General features: G+C 68.3%; 18 protein-coding genes. 2 read left to right on the top strand and 16 right to left on the bottom strand.

The features are described from left to right. The 14 genes from BLR02_RS30095 to BLR02_RS14710 form a co-directional block, all read right to left on the bottom strand. The coding region (locus BLR02_RS30095; protein ID WP_143018143.1) for a helix-turn-helix domain-containing protein at positions 1-238 on the bottom strand (238 nt) is incomplete at its 3' end. A gap of 146 nt (positions 239-384) precedes the next feature. Continuing rightward, a complete protein-coding gene (locus tag BLR02_RS14770) occupies positions 385-1,650 on the bottom strand; it encodes a phosphoribosylamine--glycine ligase (RefSeq protein ID WP_176849579.1) in 1,266 nt (421 codons plus the stop codon). A 77-nt stretch (positions 1,651-1,727) separates the two neighbouring features. Next, a complete protein-coding gene (gene mdoH, locus BLR02_RS14765; protein WP_281201068.1) occupies positions 1,728-3,374 on the bottom strand; it encodes a glucans biosynthesis glucosyltransferase MdoH in 1,647 nt (548 codons plus the stop codon). 32 nt (positions 3,375-3,406) lie between these two features. Then, complete coding sequence (galE, locus tag BLR02_RS14760; protein ID WP_090663730.1) at positions 3,407-4,420, bottom strand: UDP-glucose 4-epimerase GalE; 1,014 nt, start codon at positions 4,418-4,420, stop codon at positions 3,407-3,409. Further along, on the bottom strand, positions 4,417-5,154 hold the full coding sequence (locus BLR02_RS14755) for a PIG-L deacetylase family protein (protein ID WP_218127958.1): 738 nt from the start codon (positions 5,152-5,154) through the stop codon (positions 4,417-4,419). Before BLR02_RS14755 ends, galE begins: the two co-directional genes overlap by 4 nt. Next, a complete protein-coding gene (locus tag BLR02_RS14750; protein ID WP_090560211.1) occupies positions 5,154-6,395 on the bottom strand; it encodes a glycosyltransferase family 4 protein in 1,242 nt (413 codons plus the stop codon). The genes BLR02_RS14755 and BLR02_RS14750 overlap by 1 nt, the downstream gene beginning before the upstream one ends. Beyond that, positions 6,392-7,234, bottom strand: coding sequence for a sugar phosphate isomerase/epimerase family protein (locus tag BLR02_RS14745; protein WP_090663729.1), 843 nt, complete (start codon positions 7,232-7,234; stop codon positions 6,392-6,394). The genes BLR02_RS14750 and BLR02_RS14745 overlap by 4 nt, the downstream gene beginning before the upstream one ends. 2 nt (positions 7,235-7,236) lie before the next feature. Next, positions 7,237-8,715, bottom strand: coding sequence for a YcaO-like family protein (locus BLR02_RS14740; protein ID WP_218127957.1), 1,479 nt, complete (start codon positions 8,713-8,715; stop codon positions 7,237-7,239). Next, the gene (locus BLR02_RS14735) at positions 8,712-9,557 is read right to left on the bottom strand and encodes an MBL fold metallo-hydrolase (RefSeq protein ID WP_090663728.1); all 846 of its coding nucleotides are present in this window, start codon (positions 9,555-9,557) and stop codon (positions 8,712-8,714) included. Before BLR02_RS14735 ends, BLR02_RS14740 begins: the two co-directional genes overlap by 4 nt. Further along, positions 9,548-10,591 (bottom strand): Gfo/Idh/MocA family protein, encoded by a 1,044-nt coding sequence (locus tag BLR02_RS14730; RefSeq protein WP_090663727.1) that lies wholly within the window; start codon positions 10,589-10,591, stop codon positions 9,548-9,550. Before BLR02_RS14730 ends, BLR02_RS14735 begins: the two co-directional genes overlap by 10 nt. A 2-nt stretch (positions 10,592-10,593) precedes the next feature. After that, on the bottom strand, positions 10,594-11,700 hold the full coding sequence (locus BLR02_RS14725) for a class I SAM-dependent methyltransferase (RefSeq protein ID WP_090663726.1): 1,107 nt from the start codon (positions 11,698-11,700) through the stop codon (positions 10,594-10,596). Further along, positions 11,697-12,557, bottom strand: coding sequence for an HD domain-containing protein (locus BLR02_RS14720; RefSeq protein ID WP_218127955.1), 861 nt, complete (start codon positions 12,555-12,557; stop codon positions 11,697-11,699). The genes BLR02_RS14725 and BLR02_RS14720 overlap by 4 nt, the downstream gene beginning before the upstream one ends. A 56-nt stretch (positions 12,558-12,613) precedes the next feature. Then, positions 12,614-13,753, bottom strand: coding sequence for an inositol-3-phosphate synthase (locus tag BLR02_RS14715; RefSeq protein WP_218127288.1), 1,140 nt, complete (start codon positions 13,751-13,753; stop codon positions 12,614-12,616). Positions 13,754-13,964: 211 nt separating this feature from the next. Next, on the bottom strand, positions 13,965-15,344 hold the full coding sequence (locus tag BLR02_RS14710; RefSeq protein WP_090663724.1) for an MFS transporter: 1,380 nt from the start codon (positions 15,342-15,344) through the stop codon (positions 13,965-13,967). A 563-nt stretch (positions 15,345-15,907) separates the two neighbouring features. Here BLR02_RS14710 and BLR02_RS14705 point away from each other — a divergent pair. Beyond that, positions 15,908-16,675, top strand: coding sequence for a DUF3891 family protein (locus BLR02_RS14705; protein ID WP_090560219.1), 768 nt, complete (start codon positions 15,908-15,910; stop codon positions 16,673-16,675). A 206-nt stretch (positions 16,676-16,881) separates the two neighbouring features. Here BLR02_RS14705 and BLR02_RS14700 read toward each other — a convergent pair whose 3' ends face one another. Beyond that, positions 16,882-17,472: a Bug family tripartite tricarboxylate transporter substrate binding protein gene (locus tag BLR02_RS14700; RefSeq protein WP_245704791.1), complete on the bottom strand. Its 591-nt coding sequence runs from the start codon at positions 17,470-17,472 to the stop codon at positions 16,882-16,884. 523 nt (positions 17,473-17,995) lie between these two features. Here BLR02_RS14700 and BLR02_RS14695 point away from each other — a divergent pair. After that, positions 17,996-19,081 (top strand): TRAP transporter substrate-binding protein, encoded by a 1,086-nt coding sequence (locus tag BLR02_RS14695; RefSeq protein WP_090560220.1) that lies wholly within the window; start codon positions 17,996-17,998, stop codon positions 19,079-19,081. Between the two features lie 283 nt (positions 19,082-19,364). Here BLR02_RS14695 and BLR02_RS14690 read toward each other — a convergent pair whose 3' ends face one another. Further along, positions 19,365-20,294 carry a LysR family transcriptional regulator gene (locus tag BLR02_RS14690; protein ID WP_176849577.1) on the bottom strand — a complete coding sequence of 310 codons (930 nt, stop codon included), beginning with the start codon at positions 20,292-20,294 and terminating at the stop codon, positions 19,365-19,367. Positions 20,295-20,386: the final 92 nt, after the last annotated feature.

The following is a 20,386-nucleotide window of genomic DNA, read 5'->3' as shown; positions in this document are numbered from 1 at the left end:
CTTGGCCCGGCGCCTTGCGGTCAACCAGTCCAGTCGGGCCCTGGGCGTTGAACCGAACAACCCAGTCCCGGACGATCTGCACCGTCACCCCGCCGATCCGGGCGGCCTCAGTGCGCGACACTCCGTCGTAAACGGCAGCCAAGGCCAGCAGGCGACGGGCTTGGGCCGCATCCTTGGTCCGGCGAGCCGCAGCACGAAGCCCAGCTGCGTCAAAGTCAGCTCGGAGTGGGATGGGCATGGCGAAGCTCCCCTGTTCGCCATGTTGAATCAGAGCGACGCCAGTCTGGGAATCCCCAACGAGTCACGCTCTCGGAGACTTGGTATAAGTCCATGCCCAGGCACACAGGATGTCGCATGCGCTGGGCCCCATGCTGGCGCCTGAATCTACCCGATCCAACCCAAAGCACGTAGCCGGTCGCCCTCGCCATTCAGGAAGCGCTCGCCGATGTCCGTCCGCCAGCGCAATTCGGGCGCAATGACATTGCGGGCCCGGGCTTGGGCTGCCGCTTGGGCATCCTGCACCGTCATACCCGTGCCAGTAACGATCATGGCGTGCCCCGACCGTCGACGCACCATGAGCTGGCCTTCTGGATCACGGCGGACATCGACGGGATGGTAGTGTCCCAAAGCTTCGCTGTCGGGCGGTTCGCGGTAGAAGATTGGTACGTCATCCGCTGGCGTCGCCTGGTGATCGACCGCAGGAAAGGGTGGGACGGTCAGCACCACGGCCACCGACCAACCGGGCACCGTTTCGAAACCCTGGAAGCTGCCTTGGGCCATGCGATGGAACAGGTCGCCCCACCCATCACGCTGCATCGCCGCCAACACGGCGAAGCCAGGATTGCCGAACCGGCACGTGAACTCGAGCGGCAGCGGTCCGCGCTCATCCACCATGAGATTGAGGTTGACGTAGCCGACATGGCCCGCCTCGGCGAGCAGTGATGCGACACGCCCGAGCGTCGCCTCGAACAACCGCTCTCCGCCCTCGTAGCTGGCGAGCGTGCCCATCTCACCGGTCATCTCGCCCATCTCGCCGGGGAAGAAGCGCTTGTGCTCGAAATCGATGCAAACCGGACGCAAGAATTGCCGCCCATCGAAATAGGCGCCGACACCGATCTCGACACCATCAAGCCGCTCCTGCAGCAGTACCCGGCCGGGGCCGGCGCGCCGCAGCATGAAGGCGACGTCGAGCCCGGCCGGGTGCTCGCCTACGAAGGTCGGCAGGCGACTGTCATCGAATTTCAGCACCTGGCGGCCGGGGGCCTGCGCCAGCCACGCCAGGGCCTCGGCCGGGCTATCGAAAGCTCGGTTGCTGGCCACCGGCAGACCGAGCCGCTGCAACACGGCCTGCCCGAAGGCCCGATCGTTTTCCAACCGGTCGCCGAAGACGCTCCCGCCGATGACCCGATAGCCATCGCGCCGGAGCGCATCGGCAATCCCGCCACGATCAGCCCGCTCGAACAGGACAATGCCATCGCGACCGACCCAATCAAGCTCCTGACGCCAGTCGGGCACGGTCTCGATCAGGCCGTCGAAGGCGCGCTCCTCGGGGCTGTCTTCGGCATGCACCCGCACCGCATGCCCCTCGCGCATCAGGGCAAGGTAGATGTCGCCAAGATACACGCGCGGCCCAATGGCCAGGATACGCATCGGCTTCGTCCTGCTCATGCCTACGGAACCGGAACGCCTTCTCATGGAACCGGTTCGGGGCGCCGATCGGGCTCGGGCTACTCGTGCGGCGACTGGTAACTTCCATAGCTCCTGCTCGGCACGTCCTCAGCGGTGTCGTGGGCGGAACCGCCTGTCAGCACCACGATGGGCACGGCAAGCAGCAGCGGCACCCAGACGGGCGCGGCGACCAGCACCGGAAACAACCCCCCGGATGACAGCAAAGCCACGCTTCCCAGGCCGATCGCCGTGCTGAAGCGAAGCCGCCGCGCCGTCACGCCCCAAGGCAGCCTGCGGCCATCGCGCTGCTGCGGGTCCCATCCAGCGGGCGTCCCTGCCGCGAAGGCCAGGATGATCCATGTCCGCTCCGCAGCCATGATGGCATCGGCCGCTATCGAGACGGCGACCTCCCGCAACATCTCGCGAAGGCACGGCCCCCTTGGCCCCGGGCTCAGCAAGGCCTCCGCGTGGCCAGCAAGCTTCGTCAGGTTGAGCAGTAGAAAGCCGGCCGCCAGCAGGACAAGCAGCCAGATACGGGGCGTATCCTCGCTGCCGCCGGTGGCCACATTGAGTGCCGCCAAGGGAAGCAGGGCGAACCAGAAAGGCGTCAGCACATAGTGGAGGATCGCCTGCACCATCTGCAGCCGGCCCACTCGTCCGAGATCGGAGCGCCGCAGCAGGTGGCGGTATTGCAGATTCCCGTGCGCCCAGCGGATGTCGCGATCAAGACAGGCCACCAGGTCTGGCGGATGCCGCTCGAAGGAGCCGGCATCGTCCGGCAGGACCCGCACCGCCCAGCCGGCCGCGTGCAGCAGGGCGGCCTCTACCTGGTCATGGCTCAGGATCGGCTCGCCGCCCGGCAAGGCGGGAAGGCGGGCATGCGCGCGGAACGGGGCGATGCGGATCAGGGCGTTATGGCCCCAGAACGCTCCCTCCGACCCCTGCCACCAAGCCTGGCCCGTGGCCCAGATCCGCATGCCATGCCGCTGACCCAGGCCAAAGTACCGTGCGAAGCGGGTCGTCGCCCCATGGCCGCAGGTGGTCGGTTGCAGGATCGCCAGGCGCCGGTCGGCCTGCATCAGTCGCACGAGGCGTGTGACCGCTACCGCGGACATGACCGAATCCGCATCCAGCAGCAGCAAGACATCGTCCTCGGCATCCCGATCGAGGAAATCCATGAGGTTGCCGGCCTTGTAGCCGCTGTTCTGTGCCCTCCGCCGGTAGCGGACCGTCCCTGCCGGGAACTCCGCCGCAAGGCTTGCAACCGCCGCTGCCTCGTCGAGGGCAGCCGCGCCATCAGGGGTGTCGGACAGGATTGCGAGGCGGAAGCGATCGGCCTGGGCCGCCGGGCGCCGCAGCTCTTCCAAGAGATGGCCCAAGGGCGGCAGGACCGCCCGCATATCCTCGCACCTGACGCAGACGGCGATGACCGTGCGGGCTGTGATGGCGGCATCCTGCCAGCCTGGCTGCCGCATCACCGGCAGCACGGCGGAGAGCGGATCCGATGCCCGCATGCGGATGGCAAAGCCGATCAGCCCCGTCGCTCCGGTCAGCCCCAGCCAGGGCGCGCTCACGGCGAGGCAGGCGAGCATCAGCCCTTCCCATACCGTCCAGCCGCCGGCCGACAGCACATACCAGCCCAGCGCGACCAGCCCCGACGCGATGCCGGCGACCAGCGCTGCCATCAGGCGGCGGCGCGGGCGCAGCGCGTGCCGTTCTCCCGCCAGCGTGGCCGCGCTCAGCTCCAGAGCTGCCGCCGGGTCTGACCAGCCATGCGCCGCTCCCAGCTGACGGCATCGGCGATGATGGCGTCTAGATCATCGAAGGCCGGCCGCCAGGCGAGCAGGCTGCGGATGCGCTGCGCCGCCGCGACAACGGCAGGCGGGTCGCCCGGACGCCGGGGCGCCACCCGAACCGGGAGCGTCACCCCCGTGGCCCGCTCAACCGCCCGGAGGACGGCGCGGACCGAATGGCCGCGGCCGTAGCCGCAGTTCAGCACCACGGTCTCGCCGCCCATGGCAAGGTGACGCAGTGCCTCGACATGGGCGCGGGCAAGGTCTGTAACATGGATGTAGTCGCGAATGCCGGTGCCGTCCGGCGTATCGTAATCCTCTCCGTAGATGGCCACCTCACGCCGCTGCCCGAGCGCGGTCTCGCAGGCCACCTTGATCAGATGCGTCGCACCCATGCTCCGCTGCCCGGCACGGCCGGCCGGATCGGCGCCCGCCACGTTGAAGTAGCGCAGCGCAACGACATCGAGCCGATGCGCCGCCGAGATGGCCAGCAGCAGCTGCTCCGCCGCATGCTTCGAGGCACCATAGGGGTTGATCGGCCGGCAGGGTGCATCCTCATCGACCGGCAGCCGGTCCGGGATACCGTAGACGGCGGCGGTAGAGGAGAAGACCAGGCGCGTGACGCTCTCGGCGACGCAGGCCTCTGCGAGTATGAGGGTGTTGGACAGGTTGTTCCGCCAGTAGCGAACAGGATCGACGACGCTTTCCGGCGCGATCAGGGAGCCTGCCATATGGACGACGGCGCCCACGCCGTGGCTCCGCATCGCAGCCCGCAGCGCCGCCGCATCGCCGGTGCTCGCCCGCACCAGCGGCACGCCGGCCGGTACGGCCTCCGGGGAGCCGGTCGACAGGTCGTCGAGCACGACGACCCGCAGGCCCGCATCGAGCAGGGCGAGGACGACATGGCTGCCGATATAGCCGGCACCACCGGTGACGAGGATGGTGGAGCCGTCCGTCATGCCGCCACCTGGGGCGGCACCGCGCCCCTCTCCCGAAAGCGCTCGATCGGTCCGGTGGCATCCAGCGCATGCCGCAGCCCGTCCTCGCCGCCGAATTGGAAGCCGAGCTGCGTCGCATAAGCGGCGCAAGCGGCGAAGCGTGCCGCCGCGTCGCCGACGATGGCGCGTTCCGGACCGGCTTCCATTGCCGCGGCGAAGGGGCGCACCGTCTCGTGCTGCGGCCGCGCCGCATAGGGAAAGTCGGTCCACCAAAGCATCGGCATCCGGGCGGGCATCACAGCCTGGATCGCCTCGACCAGCCGGACATGGTCGACATGGCCGCCAACCGCCTGCGGCGCCAGCAGCAGGTCGGGGCTCTCCGCCATCAGCGCTGCCAGCGCGCGGGACAGCGGCGCCAGGATCGCATCCGTCTCATGCGGCGGGCCGAACAAGGCGGCCGCATCCGCATAGCCACGATGCGGCGCTTCCGGGAGGTCCAGCCAGAGCGGCCGGGCCCCGAGCCGGGCACAAGCTTCCGCATCCTCGGCGCGGCGGATGGCCATGTAGTCCACTTCCGGCGGCAGCCCCTTGTCGAGCTGGCAGTCCAGCGCGAAGCCCTGCGGGTCCGGGACCGAGCGGGTGAATGCCGTGGCGACGGTCACGTCCCAGCCTGCCCCAGCGAGCTTCGCCAGCGTCCCGCCGCAGGAGAAGGCGGCATCGTCGAGATGTGGCGAGAGGGCGAGCGCGCGCGGCATCAGAGCAAATGCGGCGCGGCGCGGAACCGGCATGCGGGATCCCGCGGCAGAGCCGGATCGAAGCCGGTATCGGGCTGCTGGCCACACACCGTGGCATAGACTTCCATGATCTGCCGGCCCACGGCTTCCCAGGAATAGGTGCGTCGGCACTCCTCCAGCGCGGTTGCGGCCAGCCGCTGGCGCAGTGGCGCATCCTCAATGATGCGCCGCAGCGCCCCTGCCAGAGCGGGGATGTCGCCCGGCTGCACGAGCAGCCCGTTCTCGCCGTCGCGCAGGCAATCGACGACGCCCACGGCATAGCAGGAGACGCTGGGCAGGCCGTTGGCCATCGCCTCGAGGATGGTGTTGCTGAAACCTTCGGCATAGGTCGGGCTGACGAAGACATCGGCCTCGCGGTACAGGGCCGGGGCGGCATCGTAATCGGCATAGCCGGTGAAGCGGACCGGGACGCCGCGCTCGGCCGCCAATGCGCGCGAGCTGTCATAGTCGGGGCCGATGCCGGAGATGGTGGCGGCGAAGCCCACGCCCTCGGCCTGGAGCAGGGCCAGCGCCTCGATCATGTCGAGCGAGCCTTTCCGCCGGTCGACGCGGCCGTGGTAGAGCAGGCGAATGGGGTCCTGGACCTTGCCGGGGATGAAGCCCGCGGCAGGGTGGAAGCGTTCGGTATCCACGGCGCCGGGAACGATGGTGAAGCGCTCCCGCGCCACTCCGAGCCGTTCGATCACCTCCTGAGCGAAGCTCTCGCAGCCGATCAGCAGCGCATTCGCGTGGTTGAGCACGTTCAGCATGCCAAGCCGGTGGGTCTCGCAGCAGGAGCCGACCCAGTGGCCGTCGCCGCCCTGGATGGAGACAACGGTCGGGATGCCGAGCTCGCGCGCCGCCAGCAGCACGGCCCAGCCATTCGGGTAGCCGTATTGCGCATGCAGGATGTCGAAGGGCTTCTTGCGATGCTCGGCCAGGATGACCGAGACCATGTCGTCCACGTCCCGCTCGAAATCGGCACCGCCCGGCTCCGCGAATGCCTCCTCGCCGAAGGACTGGCGGCCGATCACGGTGACGCCGGGAACTTCGGGCGGCGGACCACCACCATAGACCCGCGTGCCGGCAGGATCGCCCCGATACTGGCTGATCATGGTCACGTCATGCCCGCCAGCGACAAGCTGGCGCAGCAGGTTCACCGCATAGACGCTCATGCCGCTGATGGCCGGGAAGAAGCGGCGGCTGCAAAACAGGATTCTCATCGGGATTTTTCCTCCCTGCATCGCCGCAGCCAGTCGAGCGACTGCGGGATCATCCGGTCAGCCCGGTGGCTCTCGCGCGAAAGCTCGACGCAGACGAGGCGGTCGAAGCCGATTCCCTCCAGCGCGTCGAGGCAGGCGGGGATGTCCATGTCGCCTTCGCCGAAGGGAAGGTGGGTGTGGTCGCCACGGCGCATGTCCTCGATCGCCACGGTGCCGAGATGCCCGGCGAATTCGCGCACGGCAGCGGCCGGCTCCCGCTCCTGGGTCACCAGGCAATGGCCGAGATCCAGGGCAAGGGTGAGGCCGGGCAGATGCGGCTGCAGCCTGGCCCAGTCGTCGAGCGTCTCGACCAACATGCCCGGCTCGGGCTCCAGCGCCACGGTCACGCCGTGGCGGGTGCCGTATTCCACGACCTGGGCCAGGCCCTCCAGCAGCCAGCCGCCGGCCTCGCCGCGGTCGACGCCCGGCTGCGGCACGCCCGCCCAGAAGGAGACCGCCTCGGCCTGCAGGATGTTCCCGATATCGATTGCTCGCTGCAGGAAGGCAACGCGGCGGGCCCGCCCCTCGGCCTTGGGTGTCAGCAGCGTCGGCTCATGCTTCTGTCGCGGATCGAGCAGGAAGCGCGCCCCGGTCTCGATGACGCAGCCGAGGCGCCGCGCACGCAACTCACGCGCCAGGGCTTCCGTGCGTGCCACCCAGCCATCCTCCAGCGGGTCGAGATGCTGGAAATCGAGGGTCAGGGCGATGCCGTCGTACCCGGCGTCAGAGATCAGGGAGATGGCATCCGCCAGCCGGTGATTGGCGGCGCCATTGGTGTTGTAGGCGAAACGAAGCGCCATGGTCAGGCTGCCTGCCGCCGGCGGTAAAGCTGCGCCGAGAAGGTCCCGCATTCGCGATAGAGCGGGTAGAGCCGCCCCACCGTCTCATCCGCCAGCCGCGCATCGAACCAGGCGGGGCCGCCAGCCCGGGCCTCGTCCTCCGGCCGCAGCCGGACCCGCTGCGCACCGTCTCGTGCGGCGTCGAGCAGGAGCGGGTCGCCGCGACCACGCAGCCGCCGCACGCCGCGCCAGCCGATGCGGTGGTAGCTCATCGTCTCGCTCTCGAGGCCAGGGACGATGGTCTTGACCACCTTCACCGGGCTGCCGGCCGGCGAGCAGTCGATAACCAGCGGCTCCAGCCCCTCCGCTGCGAACCGCTCGGTCAGCAGCCGCAGCCGCGCGCCGGACTCCGCCACCGCCGGGGCCGGCACGGTCGGCAACTCGGACAGGCGCACCCGGCGTCGGTCGGAGAAGACGCTGCCGGCGAGGCGACGGCGCAGCTCGCCCGCATCCTGGCCGACCCATTCGGCCATTGCCTGCAGCGCACGGCCTTCCTCCTCCTCCAGCATGGCGACACCGATCTGCCGGTCGACATAGTCGCGCGGCAACGCGGCCCGGACGAGGTCGATCGGCCCATGCGTCGCCGCCTTGCGCGAGCGGGAGCCGCAGAATTCCAGCAGCGCCTTGCGCAGCGTGCGCGACCGGTCCGGATGCGAGGCCTCGCCGCAGGAGGTGACCTGCACCGGCACCGTCGGTGCGCCGCGGTCATTGCCGACGACATAGAGGTTGGGGATGCCGAAATCGGTGCAGGCGAGCTTCACGATGACGTCGATGCCGAGCGAGCGGAGATGCTCAAGCAGCCCGGCAACCTCGGGCTCATCCTGTGTATCAACCTCCACCACGACGCCCTGGTCGAGTGCGCGATAGGTGACGGCATTGCCGTCCCGCTGCAGCAGCTCCATCAGCCCGTGCGAGATGGCATGCGGCAGATCGAAGCCGGCGCCGAGGCCGTTGGTGATCGGGGTGATGAGCCGGGGCGTTTCGCCGAGCTGATAGGGATAGGCCGCTACCCAGTCGCATGGCACCAGCACCGGCTCGCCGGTGGACCAGCGCCGCGCCTCGACCCAGGAGAGCGGCATCTCCGGCGTATAGGGGCTGCCGGCCGGCAGGCAGAGCGTCAGCGGATCAACGACACCCGTCTCGCCACGCTCCCGCACCAGCGCGGCGCGGGAACCGTGCAGGCGAGGAGCCCGCTTCAGCCACGCACCGACATGCACCTCCTCGCAGAGCTCGCCCAATGCGCCGACCTCGGCCTCGATTGCCTCGAAGCCGTAGCCATAGCCGGTCGTAGCCGGCTCCTTCGCCACGATCAGGTTGGCCTGCACCACCGGGATGCCGATGCGGTCCAGCATGTCGATGCGGAAGACGGTGACGTGACCCTCCTCCGGCATGGAGGCGCGGAAGGCGCGGGCGACCTCGTGCAGGTCCGTCGTGGTGTTCATTGCATGGCGCTCCGGCGCAACTCGTCGATCGGGATATGGCGGACACCCGGCGGGCCGCGGAGCTGGTCATCCAGCACGGCGAGGGCAATGTCGCGCCCTACGCCCGGCGCATGCTCGAAGGGCGTGCAGACCGTGTCGAAATCCAGTCCGGCAATCACCTCGCGGTAACGGCGGATTTCGCCTGGCGTCAGCGGGATCGATTTGTGGAAGGCCTTGTGGGTGGAGACCGCGGTGCTGTTCCCCGCCTCGTCCTGATCGACTTTGAAGGCATCGCCGCAGAACAGGATGCGCCGTCCCGCGTCGTGCAGCACCGCCTGCCCCTCGTAATGCCCACCGACATGATGCAGCACAAGGCCGGGCGCGATCTCCAGCGCCTCATCATAGGGCCGGGTGACGCGGAAGGCCTTGGTGAGCCACAGGTCCTCCTTCTGGATCGCCAGCACCTCGGGCCGGAACACGTCCTGCAGCTGCCACAGCGCGCCGTAGCCATGCACATGCGAGGCAGCGAGGAAGCGGATGCCGCCGAGCCGCTCGATCTCGGCCAGCATCTCGTCGGTGTAGAAGGGCGCTGCCTCGAAGGCGATGTTGCCCTCCGGCTGCAGCAGCAGCCAGCCGGTGCCGTTCAGCCCGAGCGGCGGCGAGACGGAGAAAGCGACGAGATCACGCTCCAGCCGCCGCCAGTGGCCGCGCAGCATCGGCCGCACCTCCTCGACCGTCAGGAACCGCCAGCCATCCTCGGGCAGGTCGTTGCGTGTATCCGTGCAGACCGGACAGTCCGGCGGTGGGGCGAAATAGCGCTGCCAGTGGCCACAATTGGCGCAGGCATAAGGCTTCAAAGGCATGGGCGCTTTCCCGCAGCGGCATAGGCGCGCTCGATGAGGCGCATGGTGTGAAGGTCCCGGGTGAGCGAGAAAGCCTCCGGGTTCCCCTGTCCCCGCAGCCAGCTTGCGAAGGCACCCATCTGCCGCATGAAGGGTGAGGCCTCTGCGTCCTCGACAGGCAGGGGCGCGCGCAGGCCGAGCCGGCCATCGATGCGCCAGACCTTGCCGCCAGGCGTCTGGCCCATGGTGCGTTCGGCGAGGAGCTGCCCGGTCGTGCCCAGCACTTCGAGCTGCCGGCGCGGCAGCCCCTCCGGGCAGTTATAGGCCACGTGAAGCTGGACCAGCACGCCGGAGCCGGTGCGGCCGATCAGCATGGCGCCGTCATCAACGGCGTAGCGCTGCACGCGCTGCTGCGTCAGCGCCGCGATCTCCTCGACCGGCTCGCCCAGCAGGTAGTCCACCAGATCGAGCCCATGGGGCGCGAGGTCGATCAAGGCGCCACCACCGGCGCGGGTGGCATCGGCACGCCAGTTGTCCGAGGCCCAACCGGCATCGACCCAGCATGCATAGGCGATACGGATGGCGGTGACCCTGCCGACCGCGCCGGCGGCGATGGCGGCGTGGATGGCGGCATGGGCGGGATGGTGGCGCTGGTCGAAGGCCGTGCCGTAGCGGATGCCGGCGGCACGGATGGCGGCGGCCATGGCCTCGGCCTCGGCGAGGGTTGCCCCCATCGGCTTCTCGCAGAGCACCGGCTTGCCGGCGGCGGCCGCGCGCTCGACGGCGGCGCGGTGCAGGTGGTTGGGCGTTGCGACATAGACAGCCTGCACCGCCGGGTCGGCCAGTACGCCGTCGGCATCAGCGTGGGCCTCCGCGCCCAGGGCCGCCGCTTGGCGCCGTGCGCCTGCATCCGGATCGGCCACGGCCACCAGCCGGCCGCCGGCGCCGCGCAGGCCGGGAACGGCATAGTCCCGCGCCACCCAGCCGAAGCCGATCACGCCCCAGCCCAGGCCCGCAGTCCCGTCGTTCGTGACGTGCAGGGCGGCATCGAGCATGGTCACCACCCCTCCGGCAAATCGACCAGCTCGCGCCGCCGGGCCGCTTCGACGGTCGCGGCTGTCAGGGGCACGGAGGACGGCTGGCTGGTCGAGGGCGGGTAGGTCGCCAACGCGCCATATTCCTGGCCATAGCGTTCGGACGGCCAGGCGATGCGGCCCTCCGCATCATAGAGAGGATTGCGGCGCAGCACCGCGCCCGGCGGGGGCAGGGCGAGCAGTCCCGTCACCGGATGCGGCGCCGGCAGCCCCGGTCCCGCCGCGGCGGCGAAGGCCTCGGCGCCGCGCAGGTCATCGGCCGGCGCTGCCTGCGGCGCCCGTCCGGCGGCGAGGGCGCGGGTCAACTCCGCATCCTCATACAGCCGCGCATCCGGCAGCAGGGCCGCCATCTCCCCGGCCGAAACCGCGGCACCGGCCGACAGGTTCGGCCAGTCCCGATTGTGCACATGACCGATGAGCAGCACACCCCGCGCCGGGTCCAGCAAGCCGCGCAGCGCCTCCAGGATCGGCCGCTTCGGCTCGAGAAAATAGAAGGCATCGTGGCAGGCGACGAGGTCGAAGGGCCCCAGATGCGGCCAGGGTTGAGCCGCGTCGAGGCAGAGCAGCCGTGCCTCCGGCACCACCCAGTGCCGCGCTACCCAGAGCTTGGCGAAGACCACATCGGCGCCGGTCACCGCGACGCCGCGACGCGCCAGCTCTCGCAGATGATGGCCGATGCCGCAGGCGAGCTCGAAGGCGCTGTGCGGTTCGTTCCAATGCGCCTCGGCCAGAGCCAGGCCGGCGAGGAAGGTCGGGTCAGACCAGCGATGCGCGAAGTAGTCGGCGACCGGCCCCCAGGCGAGCAGCCGCATCGCCTCCCTCAAGGTGAGCGTCTCCCGCTCGCGCACCAGCCGCTGCAGCGCGGCCGGCTCCGCAGTCGGGCCGCGCCACCAGTCATCCTGGTCGGCGAGGAGCAGGACCAGCGCCGCCTCCGCTTCGCCGGCATCGAGATGCACCAGCGCCGCCTCGGCCAGCGCACGTCGTCCGGCGCGAAGGAAGGGGATGCCATCCGGTGCCGGCCAACGGCAGCCCGCCGCATCCCTTACCGAATGGGCGGTATCGGCGATCATGCGGCGAGGCCCATCCGGGCGAGCACCGCATCCTGGAACGGCTTCACCGGGCCGGCATGCACCAGCTCCATCTCGCGCAGCACGAAGGCCATGCTGGTGCCGGCGGCACGAAGCTGCCCTTCCACCTGCAGAACCCGGTCGAGCGTATCGGCGGCGTGGAAGGCGCGGCCCTCGGGTGTGGTCGCGTCAGGCAGGATGTGGCACGCCTCCTGAACCGCAGCGCGCAGGCCAGGCTCCAGCTCATCCAGTGCCAGCGCAGTCGCCCGTGCCATGGACGGCGCCAGCCATTCACCGAGCGCCATCTCCCCGGCAAAGCCGGAATCGGGGAGCAACGCGTTATGAAGATGATGGGCAAGGCCGGCCAGGAAAACGGTTTCCGGCCGCGCGCCCCAACTCGGCGCCAGCAGAACGCCGAAGACGGTGACCAAGGCGCAATGCTCAGCATGGCTTTCCGGCGGATCGAGGATCAACCGGCCGCGGCCCGGGGCAGTGGCGCCGGCGCGGGGCTGCGCGGCCAGGCGGGCGACGAAGGGTGGCGGGTTGCCGCACCGGGCCGGGGCCGGTGCATCCAGCAGCCAAGCCCGCAACCCGGCTTCGAGCGGCGCCGCTGCCGTCGCCACGGTTGCCTGTATGATGTCGTCGGCGGCGGCGTCCGGTACACCGGCCATCCGCAGCACGCCGGTATCGAGATCGCCCAGTACCGTCGCCGCCAGGGCATGCCGGACGGCATGGCGGGCAACATCCGTCGGGTGCACCCCCGCAACCAGCGCCGACCAGGCGCTGGTGAAAAGGCGTTCTGCGATAGAGCCGGACTGGTTCGCCGAGCGGATCCGCTTCAGGTCCTCAAGGCCGCGCAACAGAGGCATCAAGGAAGGCGGGGCTTGCCCGCCCTCCTGTTCCGGCGTTGCCAGCCTCATCGGCCGGCGTTGCCCTCGAGCCAATCAGAGAGCATCCGTTCCTGCCGGTGAAAGGCATGCTCCGGGGCGCGGCGGCCGGCAGTCATCGGCGCCTTGAAAAACAGCGAGAGCTGCTCCTGCGGGCCGCCTTCGCCACGCTGCCGCGCAAGGTCGAGGACGCGGGCGATCTCAAGGACCAACGGCGCGGCGAGGACGCTGTCCTTGCAGAGGAAGTTCACTTTGATCTGCATGCGGTGGCCGAGGAAGCCGCTGACGTCTATATTGTCCCAGGCTTCCTTGTCGTCGCCGCGCGGCCGGTAGTAGCGGATGTCGACGAGGTGGTCCTCAACCTTGTAGCCGAGGATGCTGTCGAGCACGTTGCCCTTGGTGCCGAGCTTCGACTTCAGGCTGTCCGGATCCTCGAGCGCCTGGCCGTCGCGGTTGCCGAGGATGTTGGTCGAGAACCAGCCATCCACATGCAATGCCCGGGCGCGCAGGGCTGGCGCCAGCACGGTCTTCAGCAAGGTCTGCCCGGTCTTGCCGTCCTTGCCGGCGACCGGCACGCCGCGCCGTTCGGCAAGCTCGGTCAGGCCAGGAATGTCCGCTGCGACGGAGGGGGTGAAGTTGCCATAGGCGACGCCGGCCTCGATTGCCGCGGCGGCATAGAGCATCGCCGGGCCGATATCGGGGTCGTCCTGGTCGAGGGCGCGCTGGAATCCATCCGCCGTGCGCAGCGCCTCGCCTTCCACCGGCGTGCGTTCAGTGGAGGCGAGGTTGATCATGACGACGTCGTCGAGGTCGTTCGCCACCTTGAACTGCTGGATGTCACTGATGATGGCATCGATCGCGGCGCGGTGGCCGCGCATCTCCCGCATGTTGCTGCCACCAACCCGGCGGCAGAAGGCGCTGCTCGCTACCGCTTTCCATGGTGTGACGCGGGAGAGCGCGTCCTCGGTATCGGCAAGCTGGTTGTCGTTCAGCACGTGATGCTCGGCTGCGGCTGCGGCGAGGCTCTGCCCGTTCACGTCCCAGCCGCCGAAGACGAGATCCTCGTAGCCGGCAAGGCCAGGCACGGCGACATCGGCGAGGGGCAGCCCGCTCATGCTGTTGGCGCCACGGCGCATCAGCTCAACCCCGGCCACGGCGGTGGTCGCCACGGCGCCACCCAGACCTACGACTGCCACACCGACGCGACGGCGCCCTGACGCATTCACCATTCTGCTCCGCCCCTGCCTCTTGCGCACGAAGATCGGGTCGACGCGGAGATGCGCTAGGCGATGGCGCGATCACGTATACCGGAGATGAGGCCGTTGCCGTTGAGCCGGGACAGGCCCCGGCACGCGAGAGTTGCATGAACCTGCCTGGTCATCAGTCCATGCTGTTCTGTCGTGTGATACTGCCGAAAAGCCGTTCCGGCCTGGGTGCCATCGCGGTGCAGAGCGCGAAGAGGCCCGCGCCTCCCAGCGCGACCAGCCAGGACGGGAGCAGTGCCCCGATATGGCTCGAGGCCGCCGATCCGAGCAGGCCGCCGCCATTCAGTGCCGCCATGACAAGGGCAAATTGGGTGGCGGCGCCGTTCCCGCGGATGATCTGCATGACGGTGGGTGCAAGCGAGACAAAGACCAGGGCCGGCACGACGCTGGACAGCGCCATGGCGCAGGCCTCGAGCAGGTGGCTTCGCGGCCCGAGCAGCAGCAGCGCCGTGAGGCCATAGGCCGCGACGCAGGTCCCGAGCAGGAGGCGGAGTGCATGTTGCGGCCCCACCCGGTCCAGCCACAGGCCGATCGACAGTGCGCCGACCGTGCCGCTGGCCAGGGTAAGCCCGCCTTGGAGCTGCGAGAGCGAGGTCGCATCCCAGCGGCCCGTCGCCACGAGATCAAGTCCGAAATGAAGCCCGAAGGCGGCCGTTGCGAATTCCTCGATGATGCAGATCGCCAGCAGGACAAGGATTTCCCGCCGGCGGCCGAAGGCCCAGAGATCCCGGAGGAATACGAGGTAGGAGGTCGTGCCCGGCCTGTCGCGCCCCATCTGCCTGTGCCGCCGCAGTGACAGGATGGCGTCACCCGCTTGCTCGCGGACCAAAACGGGGATCGCGGCTGCGAGCGAACCCAGCAGGAGGAGCACGCATTCCGCCAGGGGCAGGCCATGAAATGCGGCCAGCGCCGAGAACACCGCCGCGCCCAGGGCCGAGCCGCCAACGAACCCGGCCCGCGTCAGGGCCGTTGTCTCGCCAAGGCGATCGGCGGGGACGTGGTCGATGATCATTGCATCAACTGCGGTGTCGACCAGCGCCGCGCAGGCATTGTGCAGCAGCAGGACAAGGCTGATCCAGCCGAGCGCGACGGCGCCGCCGCCGGCGAGCGGCAGGACGGCCAGGCAGGCCAGGGCGCCGGCCAGGCCAAGCATGACCCAGGCCCGCCGGCGGCCCATCCGGAAATCGCCGAAGCGGTCGATCAGCGGCCCCCAGAGGGGCTGCAGGACCCAGGGCAGGCCGATAAGTGCCAGCATCGCCCCGATGGCATCTGGCGCCGCGCCGAGGCTGGCCAGGTGGTTCGGCAATGCCGTGACTGCGAAGCCCGCGACCAGCCCCTGATAGCCGTACAGGACGAGAATGGTCAGCCGGCGCCAGGCCGGACTGGTGAAAAGTGGTGGCCCAGGACCGGTTCTCTGGGCGGAGCTGGACCGAGGTGGCGCCTTGCTCATCCGGCCCAGAGCGTCATGCGCCGCACCGGACCCGAAGCCTTCCATTCTCCCGATGGATCAGGGCACCCACGCCATGGCGCCGCAGTTCGCGCTCGGCCTGGGCCTGGCAGTCAGGATCGGCATTGATGCGCCTCTCGACCCAGCGGCGCCAACCAGGATGAGCGAGCGCTAGCCGGCAGGCCCGCCGCATCTCGCAGTCATAAATTTTTCGCAACGTTGCCACGGCCTTGGGCCAATCCGCCTTACTGCGGAAAAGCATGTCCGACAGGTCGAGATCGGGCTGCCTGCGGAGTGCCGAGCGCATGGCCCTGATCTCATCCTCGGACCATGTCGATGTCACAGTCGCCGGTCTCCTGCCGTGCTGGGCTGAGATGGCGAGGAATCGGGCTGGCTCAAGGGCAGGGGCGAGGCCGGGACGGACATACCAGGAGAGCGGGACCTGTCGCATGGTATAGGTGGCTGACTTTCAGTGCCTGACGGGTTCCGCATTGGCTGGCCTGGTCCGGGCGGGTGCTTGCGTTGAGGCCGGCCAGCGCCACCTGCCGGGCCCGAAGCCGGACAGATCAGGCGGGTGCGTATCCTGAGGCCCTCTCGCGCGTTGGTCCTTCATGATCCTGCGCAATCCAGAGAACGGCATCCGCCTCCTCATTTCTCAGCCCTCCCATGCCCTGCTCTCGGGCCAGATGATGGCCGCCTGGGGTGCTCCCGGCTTCGCCCGGCCGGACCCAGCGCCGGAGGTCATCCTCGCCGCCGAACAGCACGACATCGCCTGGTTGTCCTGGGAGACCGCCCCGACCCTCGACACCGAGACCGGCCTGCCCCACCCCTTCACCCGGCTCGGCCCGGCGGTCCACGCCCCCATGTGGGCGCGCGGCGTGGAGATCGCCCGCGCTGCCTACGGCCTCTGGCCAGCCCTGCTCATCTCCCTGCACGGCACGCGGATTTACACGGAGTACATGGACCCGGAGAGCCTGCCACCGGAGGATCACGCTGCGATCGACCGCAACGCCGCCAAGGAGAGCGCCCTCCAGGCGGACTGGATTGCCAAGCTCGGCACGTCATCTGATCTGGTCAAACGGAACTCCGCTCTCGTTGCGGTGACCGACGCCCTTTCCCTCGCCCTCTGCTTTGCGGAGCCTGACAAGGCCGGGGAGGCGCCGATGGAGGACGGCAGCACCCGTAAGATGAAGCTTGTGCGACAGGGGCCGTCTCGCTGGTCGCTGGACCCATGGCCCTTCCGCGACAGCACGCTGACGGTGCGGTGCGAGGTGATCCGCCTCCCTGTCGAAACCCGCTGGACCGACGAGGAGGCAATGCGCCGCGACCTGCGCGACGCAGCGTGGAGCACGCTAGCGGAAACCTTGGTCCCGGCCTGACGGACCAGATGGCGAGACCTGGAGTTTCTGACTTCATACTGCCCGCTCTTTGTAGGCAAGCGGACCGAATGTAGCCAGCAGCGCGGATCAGAGCACCGAACCGCCGCTGCGGCTCTATGCAGACTTCCCGGCAAAACTCTTGCGGGGCAATCCAGCCGCATATGACGTCGACGGATGAGTTCGGCCCATCGGCGCGTTTCCTCGACCTAGCTGGTCGCGAATTCTGCAGGCGTTCCCCCCACCGCCTCCATGGCGGGACTCTCAAGCCTCAGCTGCAGCCCAGGGAGCTTCATGGCGATCCTGGCTTCGCTGACCAGCCGGTCCAGGATCGGCTGTGGTGTGCCGGCTGGTGCGAAAAGACCGAAATCGACCAAGGCACGATATCCAGGGAAGCCGCTTTCCGAGACGGTCGGCACCTCCGGCGTCTGGGCGCCGCGCTGCATGCCTATCATGTCCAACAGAAGCTCGACGAAGAGGTGGCTGGTCGAACCGGCACCGGCGGAGGCGTAGGTGATGCTGGTGGGCTGGGCCTTTGCCGCGGCGACCAGCTCCGCGAGGCTGCGCCAAGGGGCATTGGGGTGGATGCAGACGAAAATCGGAGTGGTGGCCAGCAATCCGACCGGCGCGAAGCCACGTTCGATATCATAGGGCAACCGATCATACAGTGCCGTTGCCATCGCATAGGTACCATTGGGGGCGATTGCGACGGTGTAGCCATCCGGCCGCGCGCGCGAGCTGTGCCATGCCCAGCGTGCCACTCGCACCCGCGCGGTTGTCGATCGGAATTGGCTGGCCAAGGGCGTTCGCCATGTGTTGAGCGAGCAGTCGTGCAAGTATATCGGTACCACCCCCGGCACCGAAGGGCACGATCAGCGTGATTGGCCGGCTCGGCCAATGCTCCTGCGCAGCGGCGGGTCGAAAGCCATCAAAGCCACTGCCGAGTGCGAGCGATGCGAGAAAGCATCTTCTATCCACCATGGCTTGGCTCCTTCCGACGCATAGTCTGGGCGTGGGCCGGAAGAATATCGGGAATGCGCGGAGTGACAGAACTGCGAATCGACTGGGTCTGGACGAGCACCAGTCCCTCCGTTGTCGAGAACGCCAGATCCAGGCCGCCCGGCCGGCGGCACCTCAGCGTGTTTCCGGCTCCGTTGTCCAAGAAGCGGTACGAAGCATAGGATCAGCACGGTGAAGCGGGCGAGCGCAGCGTGACCGTTATTCCTTGCGGAAGCGAGCCAGCATGGCAGACAGCTTCCGCTGCGCTGCCGCCAACCCGCCAGCAGCCAAGGTTCACCGAAAAAAGATCTGGAGGAAACCCGAATGAAAAGACGCATGATATTGACGGCTGGTGCCACTCCTGCTGCCCTCGGCATCGCCGCACCAGCCATAGCGCAAACCCGTCCCAAGGTGAGTTGGCGCCTTACCTCGAGCTTCCCTCGGAATTTGGACACACTCTACGGTGCCGCAAATACCTTCTCAAAGATGGTCAGCGATGCCACCGATGGTGACTTCACCATCCGCGTTTTTTCGCCGGGCGAAATCGTCCCAGCGCTTGAGGCGCGGGAGGCAACCTCCAAAGGCTTCGTAGAAAGCTGCTTCACCGCCTCCTCCTACTCGATCGGTACCGACCCGGCCTTCATGTTCGCCACGGTCCTTCTGTTCGGGCTGAACAGTCGCCAGCAGATGGCTTATCTTTACGAACTGGGCGGCAACGACAAGCTGAACAGGCTCCTTTACCAAAAGCACGATGTGCTCTGCTGGCCGCTGATCAGCACCGGAGCGCAGATGGGCGGCTGGTTCCGTAAGGAGATCCGGTCCGTCGAGGACTTGAAGGGACTAAAATTCCGTATCGGTGGCTTGGCAGGGCATGTGTTCCAGCGGTTAGGCAGCGTACCGCAGCAGATCGCGGCAGGCGATATCTACCCGTCGCTCGAGCGCGGGACCATCGATGCGGCCGAGTGGATCGGTCCTTATGATGACGAGAAGCTTGGGCTCTACAAGGTCGCGCCCTATTACTACTACCCTGGCTGGTGGGAGGGGACAGGCATCCTCTCGCTTATCGTCAACAAGCAGAAGTATGAGGAACTGCCACCGGCCTATCGCAGCATCGTGCAGACCGCGGCTGCGGCCACGACCTCCCTGGGCTTGGCCCGGTACGACGCTTTGAATCCGCAAGCCTTGAAGCGCCTGGTGGCTGCAGGCACACAGCTTCGGCCCTTCCCACAAGCGGTACTGGATGCCTGCTTCGACGAGACGACAAAGATGCATGAGGAATATTCGCGGGCGGACCCGGTTTATGCCGAGATCTACCGGGAGATGGCCACCTTCCGGCAGGATGCTTACCAGTGGCTCCAGCTCTCGGAATACGCCTTTGACAGCTATCAGATCAGGCGCCTGCGGAGATAATACCAAGTCTCCGAAACGCTGACTCGACGGAGACTCCGTGTCGGGCGGTCAGCCGATCCACCATGGCCAGCCAGGGAGGCTCGCCATGCCCATTCCGCGCCAAGCCGACATTGATTCGGCTTGGCTGCGCGCGCGGCTCGTCGGTCGTGGTGGCGCAAGCGACCTTCCGAAAGCGAACAAGGCGCACCGGGTTCTGGCTGACCGGGCTGGGCCGTTGGCGGCTGCACGGGCTCGTTGCCCGAAGGTCGTGTCGTGCCGGTAAGCGGGTATGGCGGTCGGAGGTTCAGCGCTCGGGATGCACGGCTTTCAGGATGAGGCGGCGCAGCCAGGCGTGGTCGGGCTCAGCATGCACGCGCTCGTGCCACACCATGCGGTAGCCGAACTCGGGAAGCTCGACAGGCGGGCCGAGCATGCACAAGCGGCTGCCGCCGGAGAATGTCGCCGCTGCGCGCTGCGGAATGGTCAGGATGAGATCCGAACTCGCCGCGACAAGCGCTGCCGTGGCGAAGTAGGGGATCCTGACGGCGACATGCCGGGTATGGCCGATGGCGGCCAGGGCGATGTCGACCGTTCCCAACCGGCCGCCCACCACGGTCACCAGGATGTGGGAGAAGGCCAGATAATCCTCGAGGCGAAGCCTGCCGCCTTCGGACCGGGCTGCGGCGGGATGGCCGTGCCGCACGAGGCAGCCGAAGCGCTCGCGGAAGAGGTCGCGGCTGCGCAGGCTGGGAGGGACCGGATTGTCGCTGTAGAGCGCGAGGTCGATATCCGTCTCCCCGAGGCTGCGAAAGGTCTGGTCATCCACCGGGCCGATCTCGATGCTGGCCTTCGGCGCTTCGGTGCCCATCAGCTCAGCCAGGCGGGGCAGGATGACGATGGCGCCGTAGTCGGTCGTTGCGACGCGGAAGGTGCGATCGGTTCTGGCGGGATCGAAGGCTGGCCTCTCGGAAAGGACGCCGCCGACACCTACGAGTGCCCGCTGCAGCGGCTCGAGAAGTGCGCCGCCACGGATGGTCGGTCGCATGGTCGTGCCCGATTTCACCAGCAGCGCGTCGTCGAACATTACCCGCAGCCTTCCGAGCGCCCGGCTGACGGCCGGCTGGCTCATCCCACTGCGCTCCGCCGTCCTGGTCACGCTGCGCGTTTCGAGGAGCGTCCTCAGGAGCACGAGCAGGTTGAGGTCGGTGCCAAAGAGGTCGTCGTCTGCCGGCATCCAATCGCCCCTTTCCCCAACCCGCCGGGCGGGAGTAGGGCAGGTCATCCACCTACTGAATAACGTGTATCGCGTAGCGCCTCTATGGGCAA

This window comes from Belnapia rosea, from assembly GCF_900101615.1.
In the GTDB taxonomy this organism is placed as follows: Bacteria; Pseudomonadota; Alphaproteobacteria; order Acetobacterales; family Acetobacteraceae; genus Belnapia; species Belnapia rosea.
This window is presented reverse-complemented; position numbering and strand designations above follow the sequence as displayed.

Coding starts and splice junctions, on each gene's coding strand:
- BLR02_RS14740 (WP_218127957.1), bottom strand. CDS start 8,715: ATGAACACCACGACGGACCTGCACGAGGTCGCCCGCGCCTTCCGCGCC.
- BLR02_RS14710 (WP_090663724.1), bottom strand. CDS start 15,344: ATGGAAGGCTTCGGGTCCGGTGCGGCGCATGACGCTCTGGGCCGGATG.
- BLR02_RS14750 (WP_090560211.1), bottom strand. CDS start 6,395: ATGAGAATCCTGTTTTGCAGCCGCCGCTTCTTCCCGGCCATCAGCGGC.
- BLR02_RS14730 (WP_090663727.1), bottom strand. CDS start 10,591: ATGCTCGATGCCGCCCTGCACGTCACGAACGACGGGACTGCGGGCCTG.
- BLR02_RS14695 (WP_090560220.1), top strand. CDS start 17,996: ATGAAAAGACGCATGATATTGACGGCTGGTGCCACTCCTGCTGCCCTC.
- BLR02_RS14705 (WP_090560219.1), top strand. CDS start 15,908: ATGATCCTGCGCAATCCAGAGAACGGCATCCGCCTCCTCATTTCTCAG.
- BLR02_RS14735 (WP_090663728.1), bottom strand. CDS start 9,557: ATGCCTTTGAAGCCTTATGCCTGCGCCAATTGTGGCCACTGGCAGCGC.
- BLR02_RS14690 (WP_176849577.1), bottom strand. CDS start 20,294: ATGCCGGCAGACGACGACCTCTTTGGCACCGACCTCAACCTGCTCGTG.
- galE (WP_090663730.1), bottom strand. CDS start 4,420: ATGACGGACGGCTCCACCATCCTCGTCACCGGTGGTGCCGGCTATATC.
- BLR02_RS14745 (WP_090663729.1), bottom strand. CDS start 7,234: ATGGCGCTTCGTTTCGCCTACAACACCAATGGCGCCGCCAATCACCGG.
- BLR02_RS14770 (WP_176849579.1), bottom strand. CDS start 1,650: ATGCGTATCCTGGCCATTGGGCCGCGCGTGTATCTTGGCGACATCTAC.
- BLR02_RS14755 (WP_218127958.1), bottom strand. CDS start 5,154: ATGCCGCGCGCGCTCGCCCTCTCGCCACATCTCGACGATGCCGCCTTC.
- BLR02_RS14725 (WP_090663726.1), bottom strand. CDS start 11,700: ATGATCGCCGATACCGCCCATTCGGTAAGGGATGCGGCGGGCTGCCGT.